Origin of the sequence: Streptomyces sp. CB01201 (genome assembly GCF_002803085.1) — a bacterium.
Taxonomy (GTDB): domain Bacteria; phylum Actinomycetota; class Actinomycetes; order Streptomycetales; family Streptomycetaceae; genus Streptomyces; species Streptomyces hundungensis.
Genome location: NZ_NNBJ01000001.1, coordinates 537,064 through 554,275 on the forward strand (window position 1 = coordinate 537,064; position 17,212 = coordinate 554,275).

Annotated in this window: 17 protein-coding genes and 1 pseudogene; 7 read left to right on the top strand and 11 right to left on the bottom strand. The window is 72.3% G+C overall.

Translation table 11 applies throughout. The annotated features are described in order from the left end of the window. Nucleotides 1-239: 239 nt before the first annotated feature. The 3 genes from CG740_RS02465 to CG740_RS02475 all read left to right on the top strand — a co-directional run bounded on the left by CG740_RS02465 (nt 240) and on the right by CG740_RS02475 (nt 4,384). A complete protein-coding gene (locus CG740_RS02465; protein ID WP_100573182.1) occupies nt 240-1,712 on the top strand; it encodes a hypothetical protein in 1,473 nt (490 codons plus the stop codon). A gap of 108 nt (nt 1,713-1,820) precedes the next feature. Then, nucleotides 1,821-3,065 carry an AAA family ATPase gene (locus CG740_RS02470; RefSeq protein ID WP_100573183.1) on the top strand — a complete coding sequence of 415 codons (1,245 nt, stop codon included), beginning with the start codon at nt 1,821-1,823 and terminating at the stop codon, nt 3,063-3,065. 38 nt (nt 3,066-3,103) lie between these two features. Beyond that, nucleotides 3,104-4,384, top strand: a complete 1,281-nt coding sequence (locus CG740_RS02475) for a vWA domain-containing protein (RefSeq protein WP_234376003.1) — start codon at nt 3,104-3,106, stop codon at nt 4,382-4,384. A 143-nt stretch (nt 4,385-4,527) separates the two neighbouring features. Here CG740_RS02475 and CG740_RS02480 read toward each other — a convergent pair. The 5 genes and pseudogenes from CG740_RS02480 to CG740_RS02500 all read right to left on the bottom strand — a co-directional run bounded on the left by CG740_RS02480 (nt 4,528) and on the right by CG740_RS02500 (nt 8,217). Further along, nucleotides 4,528-5,335 (bottom strand): annotated as a pseudogene (locus CG740_RS02480) (class I SAM-dependent methyltransferase). A gap of 89 nt (nt 5,336-5,424) precedes the next feature. After that, nucleotides 5,425-5,652, bottom strand: coding sequence for a DUF5133 domain-containing protein (locus CG740_RS02485; RefSeq protein ID WP_100573185.1), 228 nt, complete (start codon nt 5,650-5,652; stop codon nt 5,425-5,427). Between the two features lie 160 nt (nt 5,653-5,812). Then, a complete protein-coding gene (locus CG740_RS02490) occupies nt 5,813-6,808 on the bottom strand; it encodes an FAD binding domain-containing protein (RefSeq protein ID WP_100573186.1) in 996 nt (331 codons plus the stop codon). Then, complete coding sequence (locus tag CG740_RS02495) at nt 6,805-7,314, bottom strand: (2Fe-2S)-binding protein (RefSeq protein ID WP_234376004.1); 510 nt, start codon at nt 7,312-7,314, stop codon at nt 6,805-6,807. Before CG740_RS02495 ends, CG740_RS02490 begins: the two co-directional genes overlap by 4 nt. A 195-nt stretch (nt 7,315-7,509) precedes the next feature. After that, a complete protein-coding gene (locus CG740_RS02500; RefSeq protein ID WP_100573188.1) occupies nt 7,510-8,217 on the bottom strand; it encodes an SDR family NAD(P)-dependent oxidoreductase in 708 nt (235 codons plus the stop codon). Between the two features lie 103 nt (nt 8,218-8,320). Here CG740_RS02500 and CG740_RS02505 point away from each other — a divergent pair, with 103 nt between their 5' ends. Continuing rightward, the gene (locus tag CG740_RS02505; protein ID WP_100573189.1) at nt 8,321-9,154 is read left to right on the top strand and encodes a helix-turn-helix transcriptional regulator; all 834 of its coding nucleotides are present in this window, start codon (nt 8,321-8,323) and stop codon (nt 9,152-9,154) included. Nucleotides 9,155-9,216: 62 nt separating this feature from the next. Here CG740_RS02505 and CG740_RS02510 read toward each other — a convergent pair whose 3' ends face one another. After that, complete coding sequence (locus CG740_RS02510; protein ID WP_100573190.1) at nt 9,217-9,648, bottom strand: nuclear transport factor 2 family protein; 432 nt, start codon at nt 9,646-9,648, stop codon at nt 9,217-9,219. 105 nt (nt 9,649-9,753) lie between these two features. On the opposite strand from CG740_RS02510, the gene CG740_RS02515 reads away from it, so the two are divergent. After that, nucleotides 9,754-10,323: a PadR family transcriptional regulator gene (locus CG740_RS02515; RefSeq protein ID WP_100573191.1), complete on the top strand. Its 570-nt coding sequence runs from the start codon at nt 9,754-9,756 to the stop codon at nt 10,321-10,323. 133 nt (nt 10,324-10,456) lie between these two features. Then, entirely contained in the window at nt 10,457-11,287 is an 831-nt protein-coding gene (gene nadE / locus CG740_RS02520) for an ammonia-dependent NAD(+) synthetase (protein ID WP_100573192.1), read from the top strand. Nucleotides 11,288-11,336: 49 nt separating this feature from the next. On the opposite strand, the gene CG740_RS02525 is transcribed toward nadE, so the two are convergent. Continuing rightward, nucleotides 11,337-11,981: a hypothetical protein gene (locus CG740_RS02525; RefSeq protein ID WP_100573193.1), complete on the bottom strand. Its 645-nt coding sequence runs from the start codon at nt 11,979-11,981 to the stop codon at nt 11,337-11,339. Between the two features lie 242 nt (nt 11,982-12,223). Between CG740_RS02525 and CG740_RS02530 the strand changes: the two genes are divergently transcribed. Then, nucleotides 12,224-13,081, top strand: coding sequence for an arylamine N-acetyltransferase family protein (locus CG740_RS02530; protein WP_100573194.1), 858 nt, complete (start codon nt 12,224-12,226; stop codon nt 13,079-13,081). Nucleotides 13,082-13,125: 44 nt separating this feature from the next. Here the strand turns inward: CG740_RS02530 and CG740_RS02535 are convergent, their stop codons facing one another. Genes CG740_RS02535 through CG740_RS39515 form a run of 4 tightly spaced genes read right to left on the bottom strand, consistent with a single transcriptional unit; the run spans nt 13,126 to nt 17,159 of the window. Next, nucleotides 13,126-13,890, bottom strand: coding sequence for an SDR family NAD(P)-dependent oxidoreductase (locus tag CG740_RS02535; protein WP_159030192.1), 765 nt, complete (start codon nt 13,888-13,890; stop codon nt 13,126-13,128). 41 nt (nt 13,891-13,931) lie between these two features. Further along, a complete protein-coding gene (locus CG740_RS02540) occupies nt 13,932-14,954 on the bottom strand; it encodes an ornithine carbamoyltransferase (protein ID WP_267895389.1) in 1,023 nt (340 codons plus the stop codon). Between the two features lie 4 nt (nt 14,955-14,958). After that, nucleotides 14,959-16,362: an APC family permease gene (locus CG740_RS02545; RefSeq protein WP_159030194.1), complete on the bottom strand. Its 1,404-nt coding sequence runs from the start codon at nt 16,360-16,362 to the stop codon at nt 14,959-14,961. Then, on the bottom strand, nt 16,302-17,159 hold the full coding sequence (locus tag CG740_RS39515; RefSeq protein WP_159030195.1) for a HalD/BesD family halogenase: 858 nt from the start codon (nt 17,157-17,159) through the stop codon (nt 16,302-16,304). The genes CG740_RS02545 and CG740_RS39515 overlap by 61 nt, the downstream gene beginning before the upstream one ends. Between the last annotated feature and the right edge of the window lie 53 nt (nt 17,160-17,212).

A 17,212-nucleotide genomic window follows, 5' to 3' on the forward strand; every position in this document is an offset into this window, starting at 1 on the left:
ACGGTGACGTCCACTGTTCGACCCTATGCCCGGGTACAGGACGTCACCAGTCGATCAAGCCGCGACGGACCCCGGGGGTATCGACAGGCCCCGGGGTGTAGGGGGGCGTAACACAGCGGCAGATGAGGACGTGTGGGCGAAACCCACCTGACAGTCCGAGATCAGCGGGCTATGCTCCCCGCGATGACTACTCCTCCCGCGTTTGGATTGGGGGACCCGTCCGCGCAAGGTGAGTGCTGATGCTCCCTTCCACCGCGTACGGTGATTCCCACCTTTCCTTCTGGCCGCGCGTGCGCGAGTTCGCCGTGCCGCCCTCCATGATCGAGACCGCCGGCTCCCGCCGTTCCGTCGGGGACTGGGCCGGGGCATGCGCCGCCGCCGGTTTCGACGCCGATCTCGACCTACGGTCCCTGGCGCGTACCCACGGCCGGGCCATCGCCGGTCAAGTCCGGGCGGATCTACGGCAGTTGGTGCCGGATCTGCTGCGCTGGCACATGCCGAGGATCGCCCCCGACGGATTGCTGCGCCCCGGCCTGACCATCGCGCTGGCCCGCTACGGCGGAACCGGGCGCACGGATCCCGATCCGGTCCACCTCGTGGTCCGGACCCCGCCGGCCTGGGCCGACGGCGGTCAGCGCATGTCCCTCACGCTGTGGGGCGACCACCGCCCCGGTGTCCCGGGGTGGGGCGCGGCCGGCGGGGCGCCCGGCCACCCACACCCGCATCCGCATCCCCGGTACCGGTTGGATCTGCACCGTCACCTGTGGGACGCCCGCAGGACCGACGAGTTGCGCGAACGGGCCGGCGCGGACGGAACCGACGGCCCTGCCGGGCTCGACGGCCCTGCCGGATCCGAGCCGCGCCCCGCCGACGGCAGCCCGGTGACCGATCCCGAAGTGCGGACGGCGGTGCCGCCGGGAACGCGCTGTGCCACCGGCCGCTGGGCGGACGAGTCCCGCCTGCTCCTCGGCTCCCAGGGGCGGTCCGCAGGCCCCGTATCCGTACGGCTGGCTGCGGGGCGCCGGCTGAACCTGGAGCTGGTCGAGGACCCGTACGGGCTCCGCCCGCCGACCCTGCGGCTCGCCGCGGGGCCACCGGACAGCGGTGACCCGCCGTTGGTCCTGCCCGACGCGGCGACCTGGGTGCTGCCCGACCTCGACCTCATCCGCGCCGGTGCGATCGAGGTCGGCAGCCTCCACCCCCTCGTCGCGTCGGCACTCGTGCCGGACCGTGGGCCCTGCCCTGCCCGGGTCCCGCAACGGCGGGGCCGGGCGGATGGGTCCCGCGTGGTGGAGTGCCGGGGGGAGCGGCACCGGATCGGGTTGGTCGACGGGGTGCTGGCTCCGCTGGACCACGACCCGGCGGAGATCCGGCGCGAGGAGCTTCTGTTCGCCCTGAACGGGCCTCCGCTGCCCTGCCTGCGGGCCATCGACGAGGCACACCGACGTCCGGCCTGCCTGACGGGGGTGCGTGAGCGCCTGGACCACGGCGACCTCTCCGGCGCACTGGCAGTCGTCGAGCAACTCCTCGGCCCCGAAGCGGCGTTGCGCGGCGGGCCGCTGCGGGACGAGCTGGAGGCCGCCGCGCAACGCCGGATCGCGTACGGGCTCTACCGTGCGGGACTGATGGGGCCGGGCCCCGATCGCCTGCCCCCGCGCAGCCCCCGCCCCCGTGGCCTGCGTTCACGCCCCCGCTCCACCCAAGGCCGCTGACCGAGCGGGCACGCCCTGCCTCCGGGACCGTACCGGAGCCCGCGTCGCGTCGGACGACGCGCCCGTATGCACCACTCACCCCTACGAACCCATAGGTGATGACCACATATGTCCATGCACACGCACGCACCGCTCGCCGTTCCTGAAGACCAACTCGACGTCGCCAGGGACCTGTTGACCCTCCTGAGCGACACCACCACCGAACCGCGCCCCGATGCCCAGCTCGAAGCGCTCACCCTCGCCGTCGCCGCCGATCTGCCCGTACTGCTGTGGGGCGAACCGGGTATCGGGAAGACCGCCGCGCTGACCCAACTGGCCGCGGCCCTGGACCTTCCGCTGACCACGGTGATCGCCAGCGTGCACGAGCCCTCCGACTTCTCCGGTCTGCCCGTCGTCGGTGACGACCCCGCCGAGCAGGGCATCCCCATGGCCCCGCCGGACTGGGCCGTGCGCCTGGTCAGGGCCGGCCGGGGCCTGCTGTTCCTCGACGAACTGTCCACCGCACCGCCCGCCGTGCAGGCCGCACTGCTCCGCCTCGTCCTGGAGCGCCGCATCGGCGCGCTCCAACTCCCGCCCGGCGTAAGGATCGTGGCGGCCGCCAATCCGCCGTCCTCCGCGGCCGACGGCTGGGAGTTGAGTCCACCCCTGGCCAACCGCTTCGTGCACCTTCAGTGGACGCACGACCACGAGGTCGTGGTACGGGGCCTCGGTGGCACCTGGCCGCGTGCCGCCCTGCCCCGGCTCACTCCCGCAAAGCTGCCGGACGCCGTGGACTTCGCACGCCGCGCCGTGTGCGGCCTGCTCGCCGCCCGCCCCAAACTCGTCCACCAGCTCCCCGGCAGCGAGACGCGCCGCGGCGGCCCGTGGCCCTCGCCGCGGAGCTGGGAGATGACCCTGCGCCTGATCGCCTTCGCGACGGCGGCCGATGTCTCGCGCGACGTGCTTTCGATGCTGGTCAGGGGAACCGTGGGAGACGGGCCCGGCCTCGAACTCCTCGCCAGTGTGGACCGGATGGACCTTCCGGACCCCGAGGCGCTGCTCGCCGACCCCGCGGGTGCCGAGCTCCCCGAACGGGGTGACCTGCGCCAGGCGGTGCTCGACGGCGTGGTGGCCGCCGTACGCCAACGCCCCGACAAGCTCCGCTGGGACGCCGCCTGGGCCCTCCTGGCCAAGGCGATCGAGACCGGGGCGCCGGACCTGGTGGTCGTCCCGGCGACCACCCTCGCCTCGCTGCGCCGCGAGGACTGGGACGTCCCCGAGTCGATCGAGCGGCTCGCCGGAGCCGTGTCGCTGTCCAGCCGCGCCGACCGGGCGGCGGCCCGTACGGGCGTCGGGACGAAGGCCGGCCGATGAGAGCGATGGAGCGAGTTGATGAGACGTCAGAGAGCTTGATGAACAGCCCAGTTGGAGCCGAGAGGGCCTCCGGTGGCTCTCTGGACTTCGAGAAGCTGTTCGCCGCCCGGCTGCACGCCGCCCGGGTCCGGCCCTACTTGGCGTCGGCCCTCTTCGCGCTGCACCCCGTGGAAGCGCGGCAGGTCCCCACCATGGCGGTCGACCGGCACTGGCGGTGCTATGTGTCGCCGGCGTTCGTGGCCCGTATGCCGGTGGAGCAGCTCGCCGGGGTGTGGGTGCACGAGGTGTCGCACCTGCTGAGGGACCACCACGGGCGCAGTGACCGGATCGCGCGCGAGCACGGGCTCACGGGCCCGGGCGAACGCCTGCGGATGAACATCGCCGCGGACTGCGAGATCAACGACGACGTGTACGGTGACGGCCTCGTCCGGCCCGAAGGGGTGGTGGAGCCGCGTTCGATGGGGCTGCCCGCCGGTGAGCTCATGGAGGACTATCTGCTCAAGTTCGGTGTCGGGCCGTGCAGTTGGCCGACCACCTGGCTCGACTGCGGCAGTGGGTCCGACGGTCTGGAGCGGGCATGGGAGCTGGGGCCCGGTGGTTCGCACGGGCTCACCGAGCAGGAACGGGACGCGGTCCGGTTCCGGGTGGCCGAGGGCATCCGAGGGCGCCCCGGTGCGGTGCCCGAGGGATGGCGGCGGTGGGCGGAGAAGGCGTTCCATCCGCCGCAGGCGTGGCGGGAGCTGCTCGGGGCGGCGGTGCGCTCGGCAGCCGCCGGGGCGGGCGCGGGGGAGGACTACACCTACGGCCGGCCGTCGCGTCGTTCGGCCGGGGTGCCCCGTACCGTACTGCCGAGCCTTCGGCGGATGCCGCCCCGGGTGTGCGTGGTCATCGACACATCGGCGTCGGTCAGCGATGCCGAACTCGGCAGCGCGCTCCTGGAGGTCGCCGCGATCGCGCGCGCCGTGGGCGGCCGGCCCGATCTGGTCAGGGTGCTGCCGTGCGACGCCGCGGCCCCCTTCGTGCATGCGCTGTGCCGCGCCGAGGGGATTCCGTTGATCGGTGGCGGGGGTACGGATCTGCGCGCCGGCTTCGCCACGGCGCTAGGGTCGAAGCCCGCTCCCGATGTCATCGTGGTCATGACCGACGGCCAGACGCCCTGGCCGGCCACCCGGCCGCCGTGCCGGACGGTGGTGGGCCTCTTCACCCGTCATGGCCCCCGCACCTCCTGGGCCGAGCACGACCCCGACTACGTGCCGGACCGGCCCCCCGCGTGGGCCCGCGTGGTGGAGATCGGTTCCTCGGGTCCGGTCCGGCGTTGAGGAGTCGTCGTACCGGCGCTGTACCGGCCCTCGCACGGCTCTCGCACGGCTCTCGCACGGCTCTCGCATGGCGCGCCCGGCTCTCGCGTGGCCCTCGCACCGCTCTCTCGCGTGGCGCCCGCTCGGCTCCGGTGCCGCAGATCTCAGCGGCGCCCGCGGGCCAGCAGAGCGGAGTGAGGGAGCGCCAACTGGCCCTCAGGGGTGGAGAATTCGGCGCTGAGCCGCAGGAAATGGCGCTCGATCTCCGCGCGGACGTGCTCCGGTTGGCTCAGGACGGTCCGGCCGATGGTGCCGATGCCGTCGGCCGCCCCGCGCCACCACTCCTCGGCGCCCGCGATGTGGTTCCAGTGGAGCGGCTCGCAGACCGCGTCCTTGAGGCCGGCCGAGGTGAGGAGGTCCGTGAGGCCCGCCCCGGTCCTGGGGAAGTCGTCCTCGGGGGCCAGGGCCGGAAGGTGCGACGGACGGGAGGCGCCCGCGGCCTCGACGGCCCGCCCGAGCAGGGTCTGGCCGGCCGCGGCGGGGACGGCCCAGATCGTCACCGCGATCCAGCCGCCCGGCCGGACCACCCGCCGCAGTTCCGCGAGCGCGGCCTCGGGGCGGCCCACGTGATTGAGGACGAAGTTCGCCGTCACCGCATCGAACAGGCCCTCCGAGAAGGGGAGTCGGGGCAGTTCGGCCAGATGGATCTCGGCCGAGGGGACGCTCCGCGCCGCCAGTTCGACCATGCTGATCTCGGCGTCCACGCCGGTCACCCGGGCGCCCCGTGCGCAGGCCGCCGCCGCGACCGTGCCCGTTCCGGTGCCGACGTCCAGTACACGTACGCCCTCGCGCACGCGGGCCGCGTCGAGCAGTTGCGGGACGGGGTGGGCGCACACCTTGCCGAAGCTGTCCGCGTACGCCGCGCGCCCGGCCCGCCCAGATGCGCCGCTCGCTCGCGTCGAAGTCCGTCAGCACCACCCGCACCACCTCTCCCGGCCGTACCCCCGCGGGCACTTCGGGCACCCTACGCGAGTCGGCCCGGGCCCCGGGCGGGCGGTCGCTCAGGCCGTGAGCACCGAGTCGTCGAAGGTGCGGGCCCCGGGCAGCCGGTGGCGTGCGGCGATGACGGCGGCGTCGATGTCCCTGGTGCCGGTCGACACGCAGAGGGTGTACGTCACGTCGTCCAGGCGCTGCCGTGTCACCTCGTCGCCGTCGGCGGCGTTGAGGGAGACGAGGACCTGGTACTCGTCGAGCAGGTCACGGAGCACGACCGGATGCGCCATCAGCATGGGTGGGGCCCTTCGGTGGAGGGTCGAGACGTTCACGATGTGCTGCTCCCGTGCCCCGCTTCGTCCGCTCTACACGCGGTGGCACAGCGGACGTTGCGGAGCGGGTGTCCCAAGTGCCCGCGTACGCACGGGATTTCCCGGGGCGCGCGGCGCTGCCCGGTCAGGTGGTGCCGGGGCGCGTCGTGAGGGAGGTCAGGACCTCGTGGGCCAGACCCCGGGCGAGTTCCACCTTGTACGCGTTGTGCCGCAGCGGGACCGCGTCGGCCAGTTCCGCCTCGACCGCCCGCTCGACGGCCTCGGGAGTGGGCGACGTGCCGAGCAGCGCGGCCTCGGTCCGCCGCGCTCGCCACGGCCGGTGCGCGAGACCCCCGAAGGCGACGGCGACCTGGCGCACCACACCCCGCTCCAGTCGCACCACGGCGGCGACGGAGGCCAGCGCGAACGTGTAGCCCGCCCGGTCCCGGGCCTTGCGGTAGCGGGAGACGCACCCCGCCGGTGCGGCCGGAAGGAGCACCGCCGTGACGAGTTCGCCGGGCCGCATCACGGTCTCCAGGTCGGGCCGGTCCTGCGGCAGCCGGTAGAACTCCGTCAGCGGGACGCTCCGTACCCCGCCGGGACCCACCAGCTCGACCACCGCGTCGAGCGCGGCCAGCGCCACCGCCAGGTCGGACGGATGGGTCGCCACACAGTGCGAGGAGTGACCGAGGATCGCGTGCTCGCGGTTCACCCCCTCGATGGCCCCGCACCCGCTCCCCGGCACCCGCTTGTTGCAGGGCCTCGACAGGTCCTGGAAGTAGCCGCACCGGGTGCGCTGCAAGAGGTTGCCCGCGGTGGTCGCCATGTTGCGCAGCTGGCCCGAGGAGCCACTGAGCAGGGCCTGCGCCAGAACGGGATAGTGCTCCCCGACCGCCCGATGGGCGGCGAGGTCGCTGTTGCGCGCGGTCGCGCCCACCCGCAGCGAGCCGTCCGGCTGTTCCTCGATCGCGTCGAGCGAGAGACGGGTGAGGTCGACCAGGATGTCCGGGCGTTCGACGCCGAGCTTCATCAGGTCGACGAGGTTGGTGCCGCCGCCCAGATAGCGGGCCTCGGGACGGCCGCCGTGGGCGGCGGCCGCCTCCTTCAGGGTCCGGGGATTCACATAGGAGATGGGCTTCACACGACCACGTCCTGTCCGGCGCCGGCCCCGTTCGGATAGGCCCCGCAGCGGCACAGATGGCCGCTCAGCCGGTCCCGTACCTCGTCGGCGGTCAGCCGCACGGGCGCGTCCGCCGGCAGGTCGATCTCGGTGACGACCGAGGTCCCCGGTGCGTCGCCGGCTGCCGGTGCCTCCGTGGCGGGCCGGTGCTGCTCCGGCGCGCAGTACGCGCACCGGAGCACGTCCCGGTCCTCCGCGGCCCGGCGCAGCGGATGCCGGCCGTCGTCCGCGTCCGCCGCCACGAGACCTTCGACCGTGATGATCTCGCGGCCCTCCTGGGCCACGGCGAGCAGCAGACAGCTGTTGACCCGGCGGCCTTCGAGCAGCACCGTGCAGGTGCCGCAGAGGCCGTCGTCGCAGCCCTTCTGCGAGGCGGTCAAACCCAGGGCCTCCCGGAGCGCCTCAAGCAGCGTGGCGCTGTGTTCCAGCTCGACCCGGTGGTCGGCGTCGTTGACCCGCAGGGTCACCCGTGACTCCGTCACCGCGTGGCGAGCGCCCCGGGCGGCGGGCCCGGGGCCGTGTGCACTTCGGCCGTTTCTTGCTTCCATCGTTCACGAGCTCCTCGATCCGGACAGTCAGCGGCCTGACCGCAGATCCACCCTCGTACAGCTCATGCCCTCCGGCATCTTGGCCGTGGCAACCCGACGAACGGGGGCGGCCCGCTACCAGGGCAGCCGGCCGTGGGCGTCGAAGTAGCCGCCGCTGGGGCCGTCCGGGCCCACCGAGGCCATGCGGACGATGATGTCGGCGCCCTGTTCGACCGTCTGGAGGCCGGTGTTGCCGTTCAGATCGGTCTTGGTGAAGCCGGGTTCGACCGCGTTGATCCGCATCGCCGGGAACGCCTTCGCGTACTGGACGGTGACCATGTTGACCGCGGTCTTCGACGCCGGGTAGGCCACCCCCGGGTAGCCGTACGCGGGTGACGTCTCGTCGCCGACGAGGGCCAGCGACGCCAGGCCGCTGCTGACATTGACGATGACGGGCGCCGCCGAGCGTTCGAGCAGCGGGAGGAACGCGTGGATGACGCGGACCGTGCCGAAGACGTTCGTCTCGAACACGTGCCGCATCTGGTCGGCGGTCACCTCGGCGGCGCCGGGCACGCTGTTGCCCGCGCCCCGGACCTCGATGCCCGCGTTGTTGATGAGTACGTCCAGACCGCCGGCGGCCTCGATCGTCGCCGCCGCGGCACGTACGGACTCCTCGTCGGTGACGTCGACGCGGACGGTCCGCGCGCCGAGGCGCTCCGCGGCGAGACGGCCGCGCTCCTCGTCGCGGCTGCCGACGTAGACGGTGTGGCCCGCGGCCACGAGACGGCGGGCCGTCTCGAAGCCCAGGCCCTTGTTCGCTCCGGTGATCAGTGTGGTGGTCATGGCTCCATGCTGCGGTGCACCGGCGCCGGCAGACAGCCGTCCGATGTTCCTGGGACTGCCAGTACCAGGACGCGCCGGAGCGCGGCGGTGCACAGTGGGAACCATGGTGAGCACGGAGTTCGGACGGATGGTGCGGCACCGGCGCGACCGGGTCTCCCCGGAGGCGGCCGGCCTGCCCGCGGGCGGCCACCGGCGGGCGGCCGGCTTGCGCCGCGAAGAGCTGGCGCTGCTCGCCGGCATCTCGGTCGACTACGTGACCCGCCTCGAACAGGGCCGCGCGACACATCCCTCGGACCAGGTCGTCGAGGCGCTCGCGAGGGCGTTGCGCCTGTCGAGTGCGGAACGGGAGCGGTTCTTCTACGCCGCCGGGCTCGTGCCGCCGGGGCAGGGCACGGTGCCCGCCCACATCACGCCCAGTGTGCACCGCATGCTGGACCGGCTGAGCGGCACGCCCGTCGCGGTCTTCGACGCCTCGTGGACCCTGCTGCTGGCCAACCCGCTGCACACGGCGTTGCTGGGGGAGCGCCGGGGCCGCGCGCGCAACGCCGTGTGGCGGGCCTTCGCCGGGGCGGCCGACGACCGGGTCCGCCACACCTCGCAGTCCCGGCTCGCGCTGGAGACCGCGGTGGTCTGCGACCTGCGCGACGCGGCCCGGCGCTACCCCGCCGACCGGCGGCTGCGGGACCTGGTCGCCGAGCTGCGCGGGGCCAGTGCGCGGTTCGCCGAGCTGTGGGACGCGGGAGCCGTGGGGCATCATGAGGCGTCCCAGAAGCTCATCGACCATCCCGTGGTGGGCCCGGTGACCCTGGACTGCGACGTCCTGAACGTCGCCGGAAGCGATCTGCGGATCATGGTCTACACGGCCGAGCCCGGCACCCGGGACGCCGAGCGCCTGGAGCTTCTCGCGGTGGTGGGGACCCAGACGCTGGTGGAGTAGAGAGGGCCAAGGGGTGCCCCCCCTTGGCCTTGGCGGTCCGGTGGGAACCGTCCGGGCCCGCGCTAGCGCTCCGCGGGCGCCGGTGCGAGGCCGTCCTCCACGAGGCCGGCCAGGACCGCCTGGCCCAGGGCGTGCACGGCGGACTGCGGGCGGACCATCACGGTGAACTCCTTGATCAGCCCGGCCTCGTCGAACTGGAGCAGATCGATGCCGTGGATCTGCTTGCCGCCCACCGTCGCGCGGAAGGGCAGGATCACCGAGGGCGCCTGCTCGCCGTCGGCGCTGGTCTCGGCCGTGCCCTCGAAGCGGCCGACGTACCGCAGGTCCTCGAAGGTGCGCACCAGGACCCCGAAGAGTCCGAGCACCATCGCCCTGCCCTCGAACGGCACGAACTTCACCGGGCTGTAGAGCCGGACGTCTTCGGTGAACAGGCCTTCCAGCGCGGCGAGATCGCGCTTCTCCACGGCGGCGCGGAAGCGTTCGGCGGTCTCCATGTGTCCTCCATGCGCATGCTGATGCTTACTGATACTCAAGAAAATGACTAGTCAGTTTCATGAGTACTATGCAGGGACGGAACCGCACAAGGGAAGGGGGCTCCGGTGGCTCTGCGACATGCGGTGCTCGCCGCGCTGCTGGACGGCGAGTACAGCGGATACCAACTGGCCAAGGCCTTCGACATCGGTGTCGCGAACTTCTGGCACGCCCTGCCCCAGCAGCTGTACGCCGAGCTCGCCAAGCTGGAGAAGGACGGTTTGGTGGCCGGGCGCCAGGTGGTCCAGGAGACCCGGCCCACCAAGCGCCTCTTCCACGTCACGGAGGCCGGCCGCGCCGAACTGGAGGCGTTCGCGGCCGCGGCGGCGAAGCCCTCGTTCATCCGCGACGATCTGCTCGTCAAGGTGCAGGCGGCGGACCGTGTCGGCACCGGCCCGGTGATCGGGCAGCTGGAGGAGCGGGCAACGGCCGCCGACGCCAAGATCGAGCTACTGGGCGTGCTCCTGCGCCAGTTGAGGGGCGAGGCCGACGAGGAGGAGTTCCTGTTGCGCGGCGAGCGGATCGGCCCGTATCTGACCTGTCTGCGCGGTCTGGCCTTCGAGCGGGAGCACCGGGACTGGTGCCGTCGGATCGCGGCTGTCCTGCGGGAGCGACAGAAGATCAACGCCCAGGGATGAACCGGCCCCTGCCACACATCGGTGCAGGTGACGGTGTGGGCCGACCGGAGGGGGCGCACAAGCCGGGCTTGGTTACGCTGGGCGGCGACCACATATCGTGCAGCGGAACCGTGAAGCGGAACAAGGAGCAGACGTGAGCGAGCCGGCGTCCATCGCCCTACAGCAGGAGATCGCCCGGGAGCTGGAGGTCGCCGAGGCCTTCGAGGCCGAGCGGGAGATCGAGCGCCGGGTGGCCTTCCTCGCCGAGCGCCTGACCTCCACCGGTCTGCGCTCCCTGGTCCTCGGCATCAGCGGCGGCGTCGACTCCACCACGGCGGGCCGGCTGTGCCAGCTCGCCGTCGAGCGGGCCCGGACCGCCGGCCACGAGGCCCGCTTCTACGCGATGCGGCTGCCCTACGGTGTTCAGGCCGACGAGCACGACGCCCAGGTCGCCCTCTCCTTCATCCGGGCCGACCACGTGCTGACCGTCGACATCAAGCCGGCCAGTGACGCCGCGCTCCAGGCCGCCGTCGACGCCGGTGTGCGCTTCCGCGACGCGGCCCATCAGGACTTCGTGCACGGCAACATCAAGGCCCGTCAGCGCATGATCGCCCAGTACGCGGTGGCCGGCGCGCATCAGGGCCTCGTCGTCGGCACCGACCACGCCGCCGAGGCGGTGTCGGGCTTCTTCACCAAGTTCGGCGACGGCGCCGCCGACCTCGTGCCGCTGACCGGTCTGACCAAGCGCCGGGTGCGCGCCGTCGCGGACGCCCTCGGCGCGCCCTCCGAGCTGGTGTGGAAGACCCCGACCGCCGACCTGGAGACCCTCGACCCGGGCAAGGCGGACGAGGACGCGCTGGGCGTCACCTACGACGACATCGACGACTTCCTGGAGGGCAAGCCGGTGGACGCGCGGGCCTTCGAGACGATCGTCAACCGCTACCGCCTCACCGACCACAAGCGCCGGCTGCCGATCGCCCCCTGAACCGGCGCCCGAGATCCCCGGGGCGCAGGGGGCTGCTCACGATCTGCGGTCAACGCCCCTGTGCGGTGCGGACGACAGGCCGATGGGGGAGGTCGGGTCCGCGAACCGTGCGTACCGCGGTGGTGGTCAGTGCGGCGATGCCCGCGAGGCCGAAGCCGGCCGCCCACCACCACATCAGCCCACCGCGGGACGTGAGGATCGGGCCGACCAGGCCGCTCGGTGAGTACACGACCAGGTGCTCCGTGCCGTCGGGCGCGGGGCACGGTCCGGTCCTGGAGAGCCGCTCGACATCGCCGCCCGGCAGCTCCACCCAGCACTGTTTGTACCGCGTGCCGTGCGACCCGGTCTCCGTGGACGCGTAGGCGATGGTGGCCCTGCCCTGATCGCCCGCCAGGGCCAGGAAGGCATCCGGGGCGTGCGCTCCGCCGACGACGAGAAGCGCGCCGCCGATCCAGTAACTCGCCCTGTTGCGGCGGGAGATGGGCCTGCCGCCGAAGATGATCCGCCGCACTGCCCAGGCGTAGAGCGTGACCAGCACGACGAGGCCGACGACGATGCCCAGGCCGAGGTCCAGCAGCGCCGGGCCGTACGTGCTCAGCACGGCCAGTGCCACGACGAGCGCCCAGGCCAGGGCCGCCCGCCGAGGGCCGAGCCCGGGTATCGCCGGCTTCGACGGCTTCCCTCCGCCACGCATCGCCCCACCCCTTCCCCAGTGGCGGGAAGTGTCGCACAGGCGGGGAAGGCCCACACGAGCAGTCCACGGCACACATCCGCGCTCAAGAAGTCCGAAACGGGCAGGAACACCTGTGTGCGCTCCTGCACCGCGACAGCGGTTGCTGCGACGGTAGTAGGCGCAGCGACAGATGGTAGTAGCGCAGCGACAGCCGTCCGCTGCGGTCACCCGATGTGCTGCGACAACACAAGGAGGTCCTATTCATGTGGAACGGCGATGCGCTCGATCTCGATGCCTATCTGACGCACCTCGGCCACGAGGGAGACCGCACCCCTTCCCTGGCCACACTGCGCGCGCTGCACCGTGGCCATGTGCTCACCATGCGCTGGGAGAACGTGGAGGCGGTGCTCCGCAAGTACCGCCCGCTCGACCTGGAGTCGGTGCAGACCAAGATGGTCGGCACCGCGCGGGGCGGCACATGTTTCGAACACGTCACCCTCTACGCGGCGGCCTTGGAGCGACTCGGCTTCTCCTTCTTCGTGGTCCAGGGGCGGGTCCGGATGGGCTCGCCCCGGATCAGGCCCGAGACGCACGCCATGGTGATCGTCGAACTGGAGGGCAGGCGTTGGCTGAGTGACATCGGGTTCGGCGCCAGCCCTCTGGAACCCATCGAACTGACCGACGCGACGGACTTCACCGACGGGGTGTGGGCCTACCGGCTGCGGCGTCAGGAGGTGTCGCCGGGCGAGACCGGATGGGCACTCCACCAGCCCGGGGAGCGACGCGAGGGCGTGGAGACGAGCGACGACGGATGGATGGTCCGGCACACCTTCACCCTGCACCGGCAGTACCCCGTCGACCTCCAGGTCACCAACCACTACGGTGCCTCCAGCCCGCACTCGGCCTTCAGCGACCGGCTCTACCTCCAGCGCCTGCACCCCGACCGGCTGTACTCCCTGGACAACCGCCTCCTGACCACGGTCCGGCCCGGGGTTCCGGGGCCGCCGGAGCGCCGGGAGCTGGCGGCCGCCGAGGTGCCCCGGGTGCTCGCCGACATCTTCGGAGTGGAGCTGTCGGCGCCGGACGTGGCGCTGCTGCTGCCCAAACTGGACCGGCCCTAGGCGAGCCGGTCGGCTCCACGCGGGGGCGTGGAACGGCGGGGCACCTACAGCGTGCCGCCTCCGTCCACCGTCAGGACCGCCCCGGTGACGAAGGACGACTCCTCGCCGAGCAGGAAGCGCACGGCGTCGGCGATCTCGTGCGGCTCACCGATCCTCCCGAGCGGCCGGTCGGCCGCCTCCGCGTAGAACTCGGCCACCGGTTGGCCGAGTTGATGTGCCTCGCGTTCGAGCATGCCGGTCCGCACGTCTCCCGGTGCCACACAGTTGGCGCGGATGCCCGCCGACGCGTGGTCGAGCGCCATGGCCCGGGTCAGCATCACCACACCCGCCTTCGCCGCGCAGTAGGCGGCGGCGCGACGGCCCGCGCGCAGCCCCCAGCCCGAGGCGATGGTGACGATCGAGCCGCCGCCCGCACGCGCCAGATGCGGGACCGCGGCCCGGCAGGTCAGGAACACGGAGTCGAGGTTGTCCGCGAAGCCGGCCCGCCAGTCCTCGGGGGACAGCTCGGTGATGTCGCCGCGCCGGATGCTCCCGGCGACCGTACAGACCCCGTGCAGCCCGCCGAAGCGCGCCACCACGGACGTGACCAGGGCCGCGACATCGTCGGGCCGGGACAGGTCGCAGCCGTACGGTTCGGCCCGGCCACCGGCCGAGCGCACCTCCAGGGCGACCTCGCGGGCCGCCTCCACATCGCGGTCCGCCACCGCGAGCGCGGTGCGGTGGTCGGCGAGCCGCCGGCACACCGCGGAACCGATGCCCCCCGCGCCGCCGGTGACCAGCACGACGCGATCGCGTTCCGAGGCGTCCATACCTTCCCTCGCGCCCTCCTCGGCCGCTTCCCCGGGCCCGTTCATCGCGCACCCCGCTCGGCGGACGCCCCGGCGGCCGATCCGCTCGCGGTGCGCGGCGCGGTGCCGATCACCTGCGCGAGCAGGGCCTTCTGGACGTGCAGCCGGTTCTCGGCCTGCTCGAAGATCAGCGAGCGGGGGCCGTCCTTGACCTCCGCGTCCATCTCCTCGCCCCGGTTGCTCGGCATGCAGTCCAGGAAGGGCGCGCCGGGCGCGGCCAGGGCCATGAGCGGCTCGGTGACCCGCCACCGGTCGGCGAGCCGGGTGCGCGCCTGCCACTCGTGCCGACCCGGCAGCCGCAGCGACTTCCAGCTCTGTACGTACACCGCGTCCGCGCCCCGCACCGCCTCCGCCATGTCCTCGCAGAAGTCGAGCCGGGCCCCGGAGGCGGCCGCGAGGGCCCGTGCCTGCTTGACATACCGCTCGTCGAGGTCGAAGCCGGGCGGATGGGCGAACGTGACGTGGTGGCCGAGCAGGGCCGCGGCCAGCAGCGAGGAGTGCAGCACGCCCGGTGTCTTCTGCCGCGAGGAGTACGCCCAGGTGTAGACGACCCGCCGCCGTGGCAGTTCGTCCCCGAACCGCTCGCGCAGCGTCAGCAGGTCCGCGAGCACCTGGCAGGGGTGCTCCTCGTCGTCCAGGGCGTTGATGACCGGGATCGAGGAGTGCTCGGCCATGGTGCGCAGCCGCCGGTGTCCGGCGCCGTAGTCGGCCATGTCGTACCAGCGGACGACCAGCGCGCTGAGGTAGCGGCTGAGCACACCGGCCGTGTCCTCGACCGTCTCGTTGTTGGCAAGGCGCAGTTCCTCGGGCCCGTAGGTGTAGCTGCGACCACCGAGTTGGGCCGCGGCCACCTGGAAGGAGACACGGGTACGGGTGGAGGGCACATGGAACAGGAGGCCCAGATCCGTGCCGGTGAGATGGGCGTGGGTGTCGTCGCCGCTCTTCATGCGCTCGGCGAGGGTGAGGAGGGCGTGCAACTCGTCGGCGTCGAAGTCGGTCATTCCGAGTATGTGGCGGCCGAACACGGCGTCACCTCTTTCGTCGGTCGTGCGGGGGATGGTGGTGGGGCGGTGCCGAGTCGCGCGGGGTGTGCGACGCCAGGGGCGCGCCTGGGTCCGGGGAGGCTGCCGCGTGCAGGGCGGAGCGTTCGCGCTCGCCCCCATGGGCGCGTTCGCGTCGGGAGAGCCACATCTCGATGAGTACCGCGGCGGCGAGCATGGCGCCCGCGTAGCCGACGCTGACGCCCATGAACGGCAGCATCAGCACGGTCACGGCCGTGACCAGGTAGTTCGTCCAGCGCATGGGGCCGCTGCGGACGAGCCGCACGGCGGAAAGGAAGGCGAGCAGGAAGACCAGCAGGTAGGCGGCGGAGGAGGCCTTGATGAGGACGGACTCGTTGGAGTCGGTCGCCGCCAGCAGGCCGAGGGTGAGGCTGTAGCCCGGTACGAGAGCGAGCAGCGCCCGGGACGGGGTGTTGGTGCGGGGCGAGATCCGGCTCAGGCCACGCGGGACGATGCCTTCGCGGGCCAGCGCGAAGACGACCCGGGAGGTGCCCAGGCACCAGGCGTTGGTGGTGAGTACGAGCAGCACGGCCGCGACGAGATAGCCGAGGGCGGCATGGTCGGCCCCGGTGGCAAGTCTCAACAGGCGGGTGAATCCGGTGAGTTGACCCTCGGCGTTCTGGTCCACCGGCAGGGTGAGGGCGACCGTGAGCGCCATCGCGAAGTACAGCACCCCCACCATGCAGACGGCCCACAGGATGCCCCGGGGGAAGGTACGCGCCGGATCACGCACCTCCTCCGCGACGGGGGCCGCGTTCTCCCAGCCGATGAATCCGAAGAAGCAGATCAGCAGGCAGTCCCCGAGCGCCGACCACCCGTGCGGGGCGAGCGGCCCGAGGTTGGCGGTGCTGCCTTCGGGCACCGCCAGGACGATGACGGCACACAGCACCCCGACCACGAGCACCAGGACCCCGAGCTGCACGCGCCCGCTGACCTCCAGGCCGAGCAGATTGAGCGCGACGCAGCCGAGGATGACGAGGGCCCCGGCCGCGAGCGAGGCCCGGTTGGAGGCGCCCGGGGCCAGCGCCGCGAGCAGATAGCGGCCGGCGATCAGACCCAGCACCGGGTTGGCCGCGAGCAGCGTCATCAGCAGGTACAGCGCGGCGACCCGGCCGGCCCGCCGGCCGAAGGCCGCCTCCACGAACTGGGCGACGCCCTTGCTCGTCGGATGCAGCGTCGAGAGCTTGGCGAAGACCAGCGCGAACGGATAGCTGTAGACGATCAGGATGCCCCAGGCCAGCAGCGACAGCGGCCCCGCCGTGGTCCACGCCAGGACCGGGATGACCAGCAGGCCGACCCCGAGGACGGAGGTCAGGTAGTGGACGACGAGTTGGGGGACTCCGAGGTGCCGTCGCAGGACATGGGCCGCCACTGGGAACTCTCCTGTTCCGTTCCGCGGGAGGCAGTGTCCCCGGCCGGGTCCGCCCACAGGGCGTCCATGGTCTCGTGGGACAGGGGCTTGGCGAGGTCACGGCGCGCGGCATACCCCATGTTCACGATGAGGCGCCTGCCGCCGGTCACCGGATACACCCGGTGCAGCGTGGTGTCGGAGCGCAGGAAATAGAGGTCGCCGGGCCGGAGTTCGACGGAGTGGATGGGCCGTGACACGAAGTGCCGGTGCAGTTGCGGGTTTTCCTTGTTCCACTCCGTGCGCGGTACGCACTGGACGAACCCGCCGCGTTCGAGGGGCGGGCAGTCGATGACCCAGACGAGCGCGAAGCTGTAGTCGTCCCAGTGCCAGCCGTGTGTGTCGCCGGATCGGGTGAGTTCGGTGATGACGAATTGCTCGGGCGCGTAAGGGCATGCGAGCACGTCCTCTCCCGCGATGACACCCAGTGCCTCGCGAAGCCCCGTCGAGGAATACATCCGGGGAAGGATCCGGCCGTGCTCGGCGATCTCGGCACGGCGCACGTTGTGCATGTGCCGAGGTGTGCCGCCGGTCTCGGTGAACTCCCCGTCCCGGCGCACGGCATGACGGCTGATCAGCGACTCGGTCTCCTCCGCGACCAGCTTCTTGACGTCGTACGGGGCGAGGAATCCGGTCTTCACGAATCCCTGCGTGAGGAATTCGCGACGGGCCCGGTGGAGCCGGAGCGGGGGTACCTCGTGGACAAGATGGCGTTCCAGGACGTCGACGACGCTGTCGACGCCTCCGCTTTCGTCGATCATGGCAATTCCGTTCCCCGATCTTCCCGGTGTCACCGCCATCGGCTGTGGACCCG

Coding starts and splice junctions, on each gene's coding strand:
- CG740_RS02510 (WP_100573190.1), bottom strand. CDS start 9,648: ATGGAGACCGCCGAACGCTTCCGCGCCGCCGTGGAGAAGCGCGATCTC.
- CG740_RS02505 (WP_100573189.1), top strand. CDS start 8,321: ATGGTGAGCACGGAGTTCGGACGGATGGTGCGGCACCGGCGCGACCGG.
- CG740_RS02500 (WP_100573188.1), bottom strand. CDS start 8,217: ATGACCACCACACTGATCACCGGAGCGAACAAGGGCCTGGGCTTCGAG.
- CG740_RS02470 (WP_100573183.1), top strand. CDS start 1,821: ATGTCCATGCACACGCACGCACCGCTCGCCGTTCCTGAAGACCAACTC.
- CG740_RS39515 (WP_159030195.1), bottom strand. CDS start 17,159: ATGATCGACGAAAGCGGAGGCGTCGACAGCGTCGTCGACGTCCTGGAA.
- CG740_RS02525 (WP_100573193.1), bottom strand. CDS start 11,981: ATGCGTGGCGGAGGGAAGCCGTCGAAGCCGGCGATACCCGGGCTCGGC.
- CG740_RS02535 (WP_159030192.1), bottom strand. CDS start 13,890: ATGGACGCCTCGGAACGCGATCGCGTCGTGCTGGTCACCGGCGGCGCG.
- CG740_RS02530 (WP_100573194.1), top strand. CDS start 12,224: ATGTGGAACGGCGATGCGCTCGATCTCGATGCCTATCTGACGCACCTC.
- CG740_RS02475 (WP_234376003.1), top strand. CDS start 3,104: ATGAACAGCCCAGTTGGAGCCGAGAGGGCCTCCGGTGGCTCTCTGGAC.
- CG740_RS02465 (WP_100573182.1), top strand. CDS start 240: ATGCTCCCTTCCACCGCGTACGGTGATTCCCACCTTTCCTTCTGGCCG.
- CG740_RS02485 (WP_100573185.1), bottom strand. CDS start 5,652: ATGCTGATGGCGCATCCGGTCGTGCTCCGTGACCTGCTCGACGAGTAC.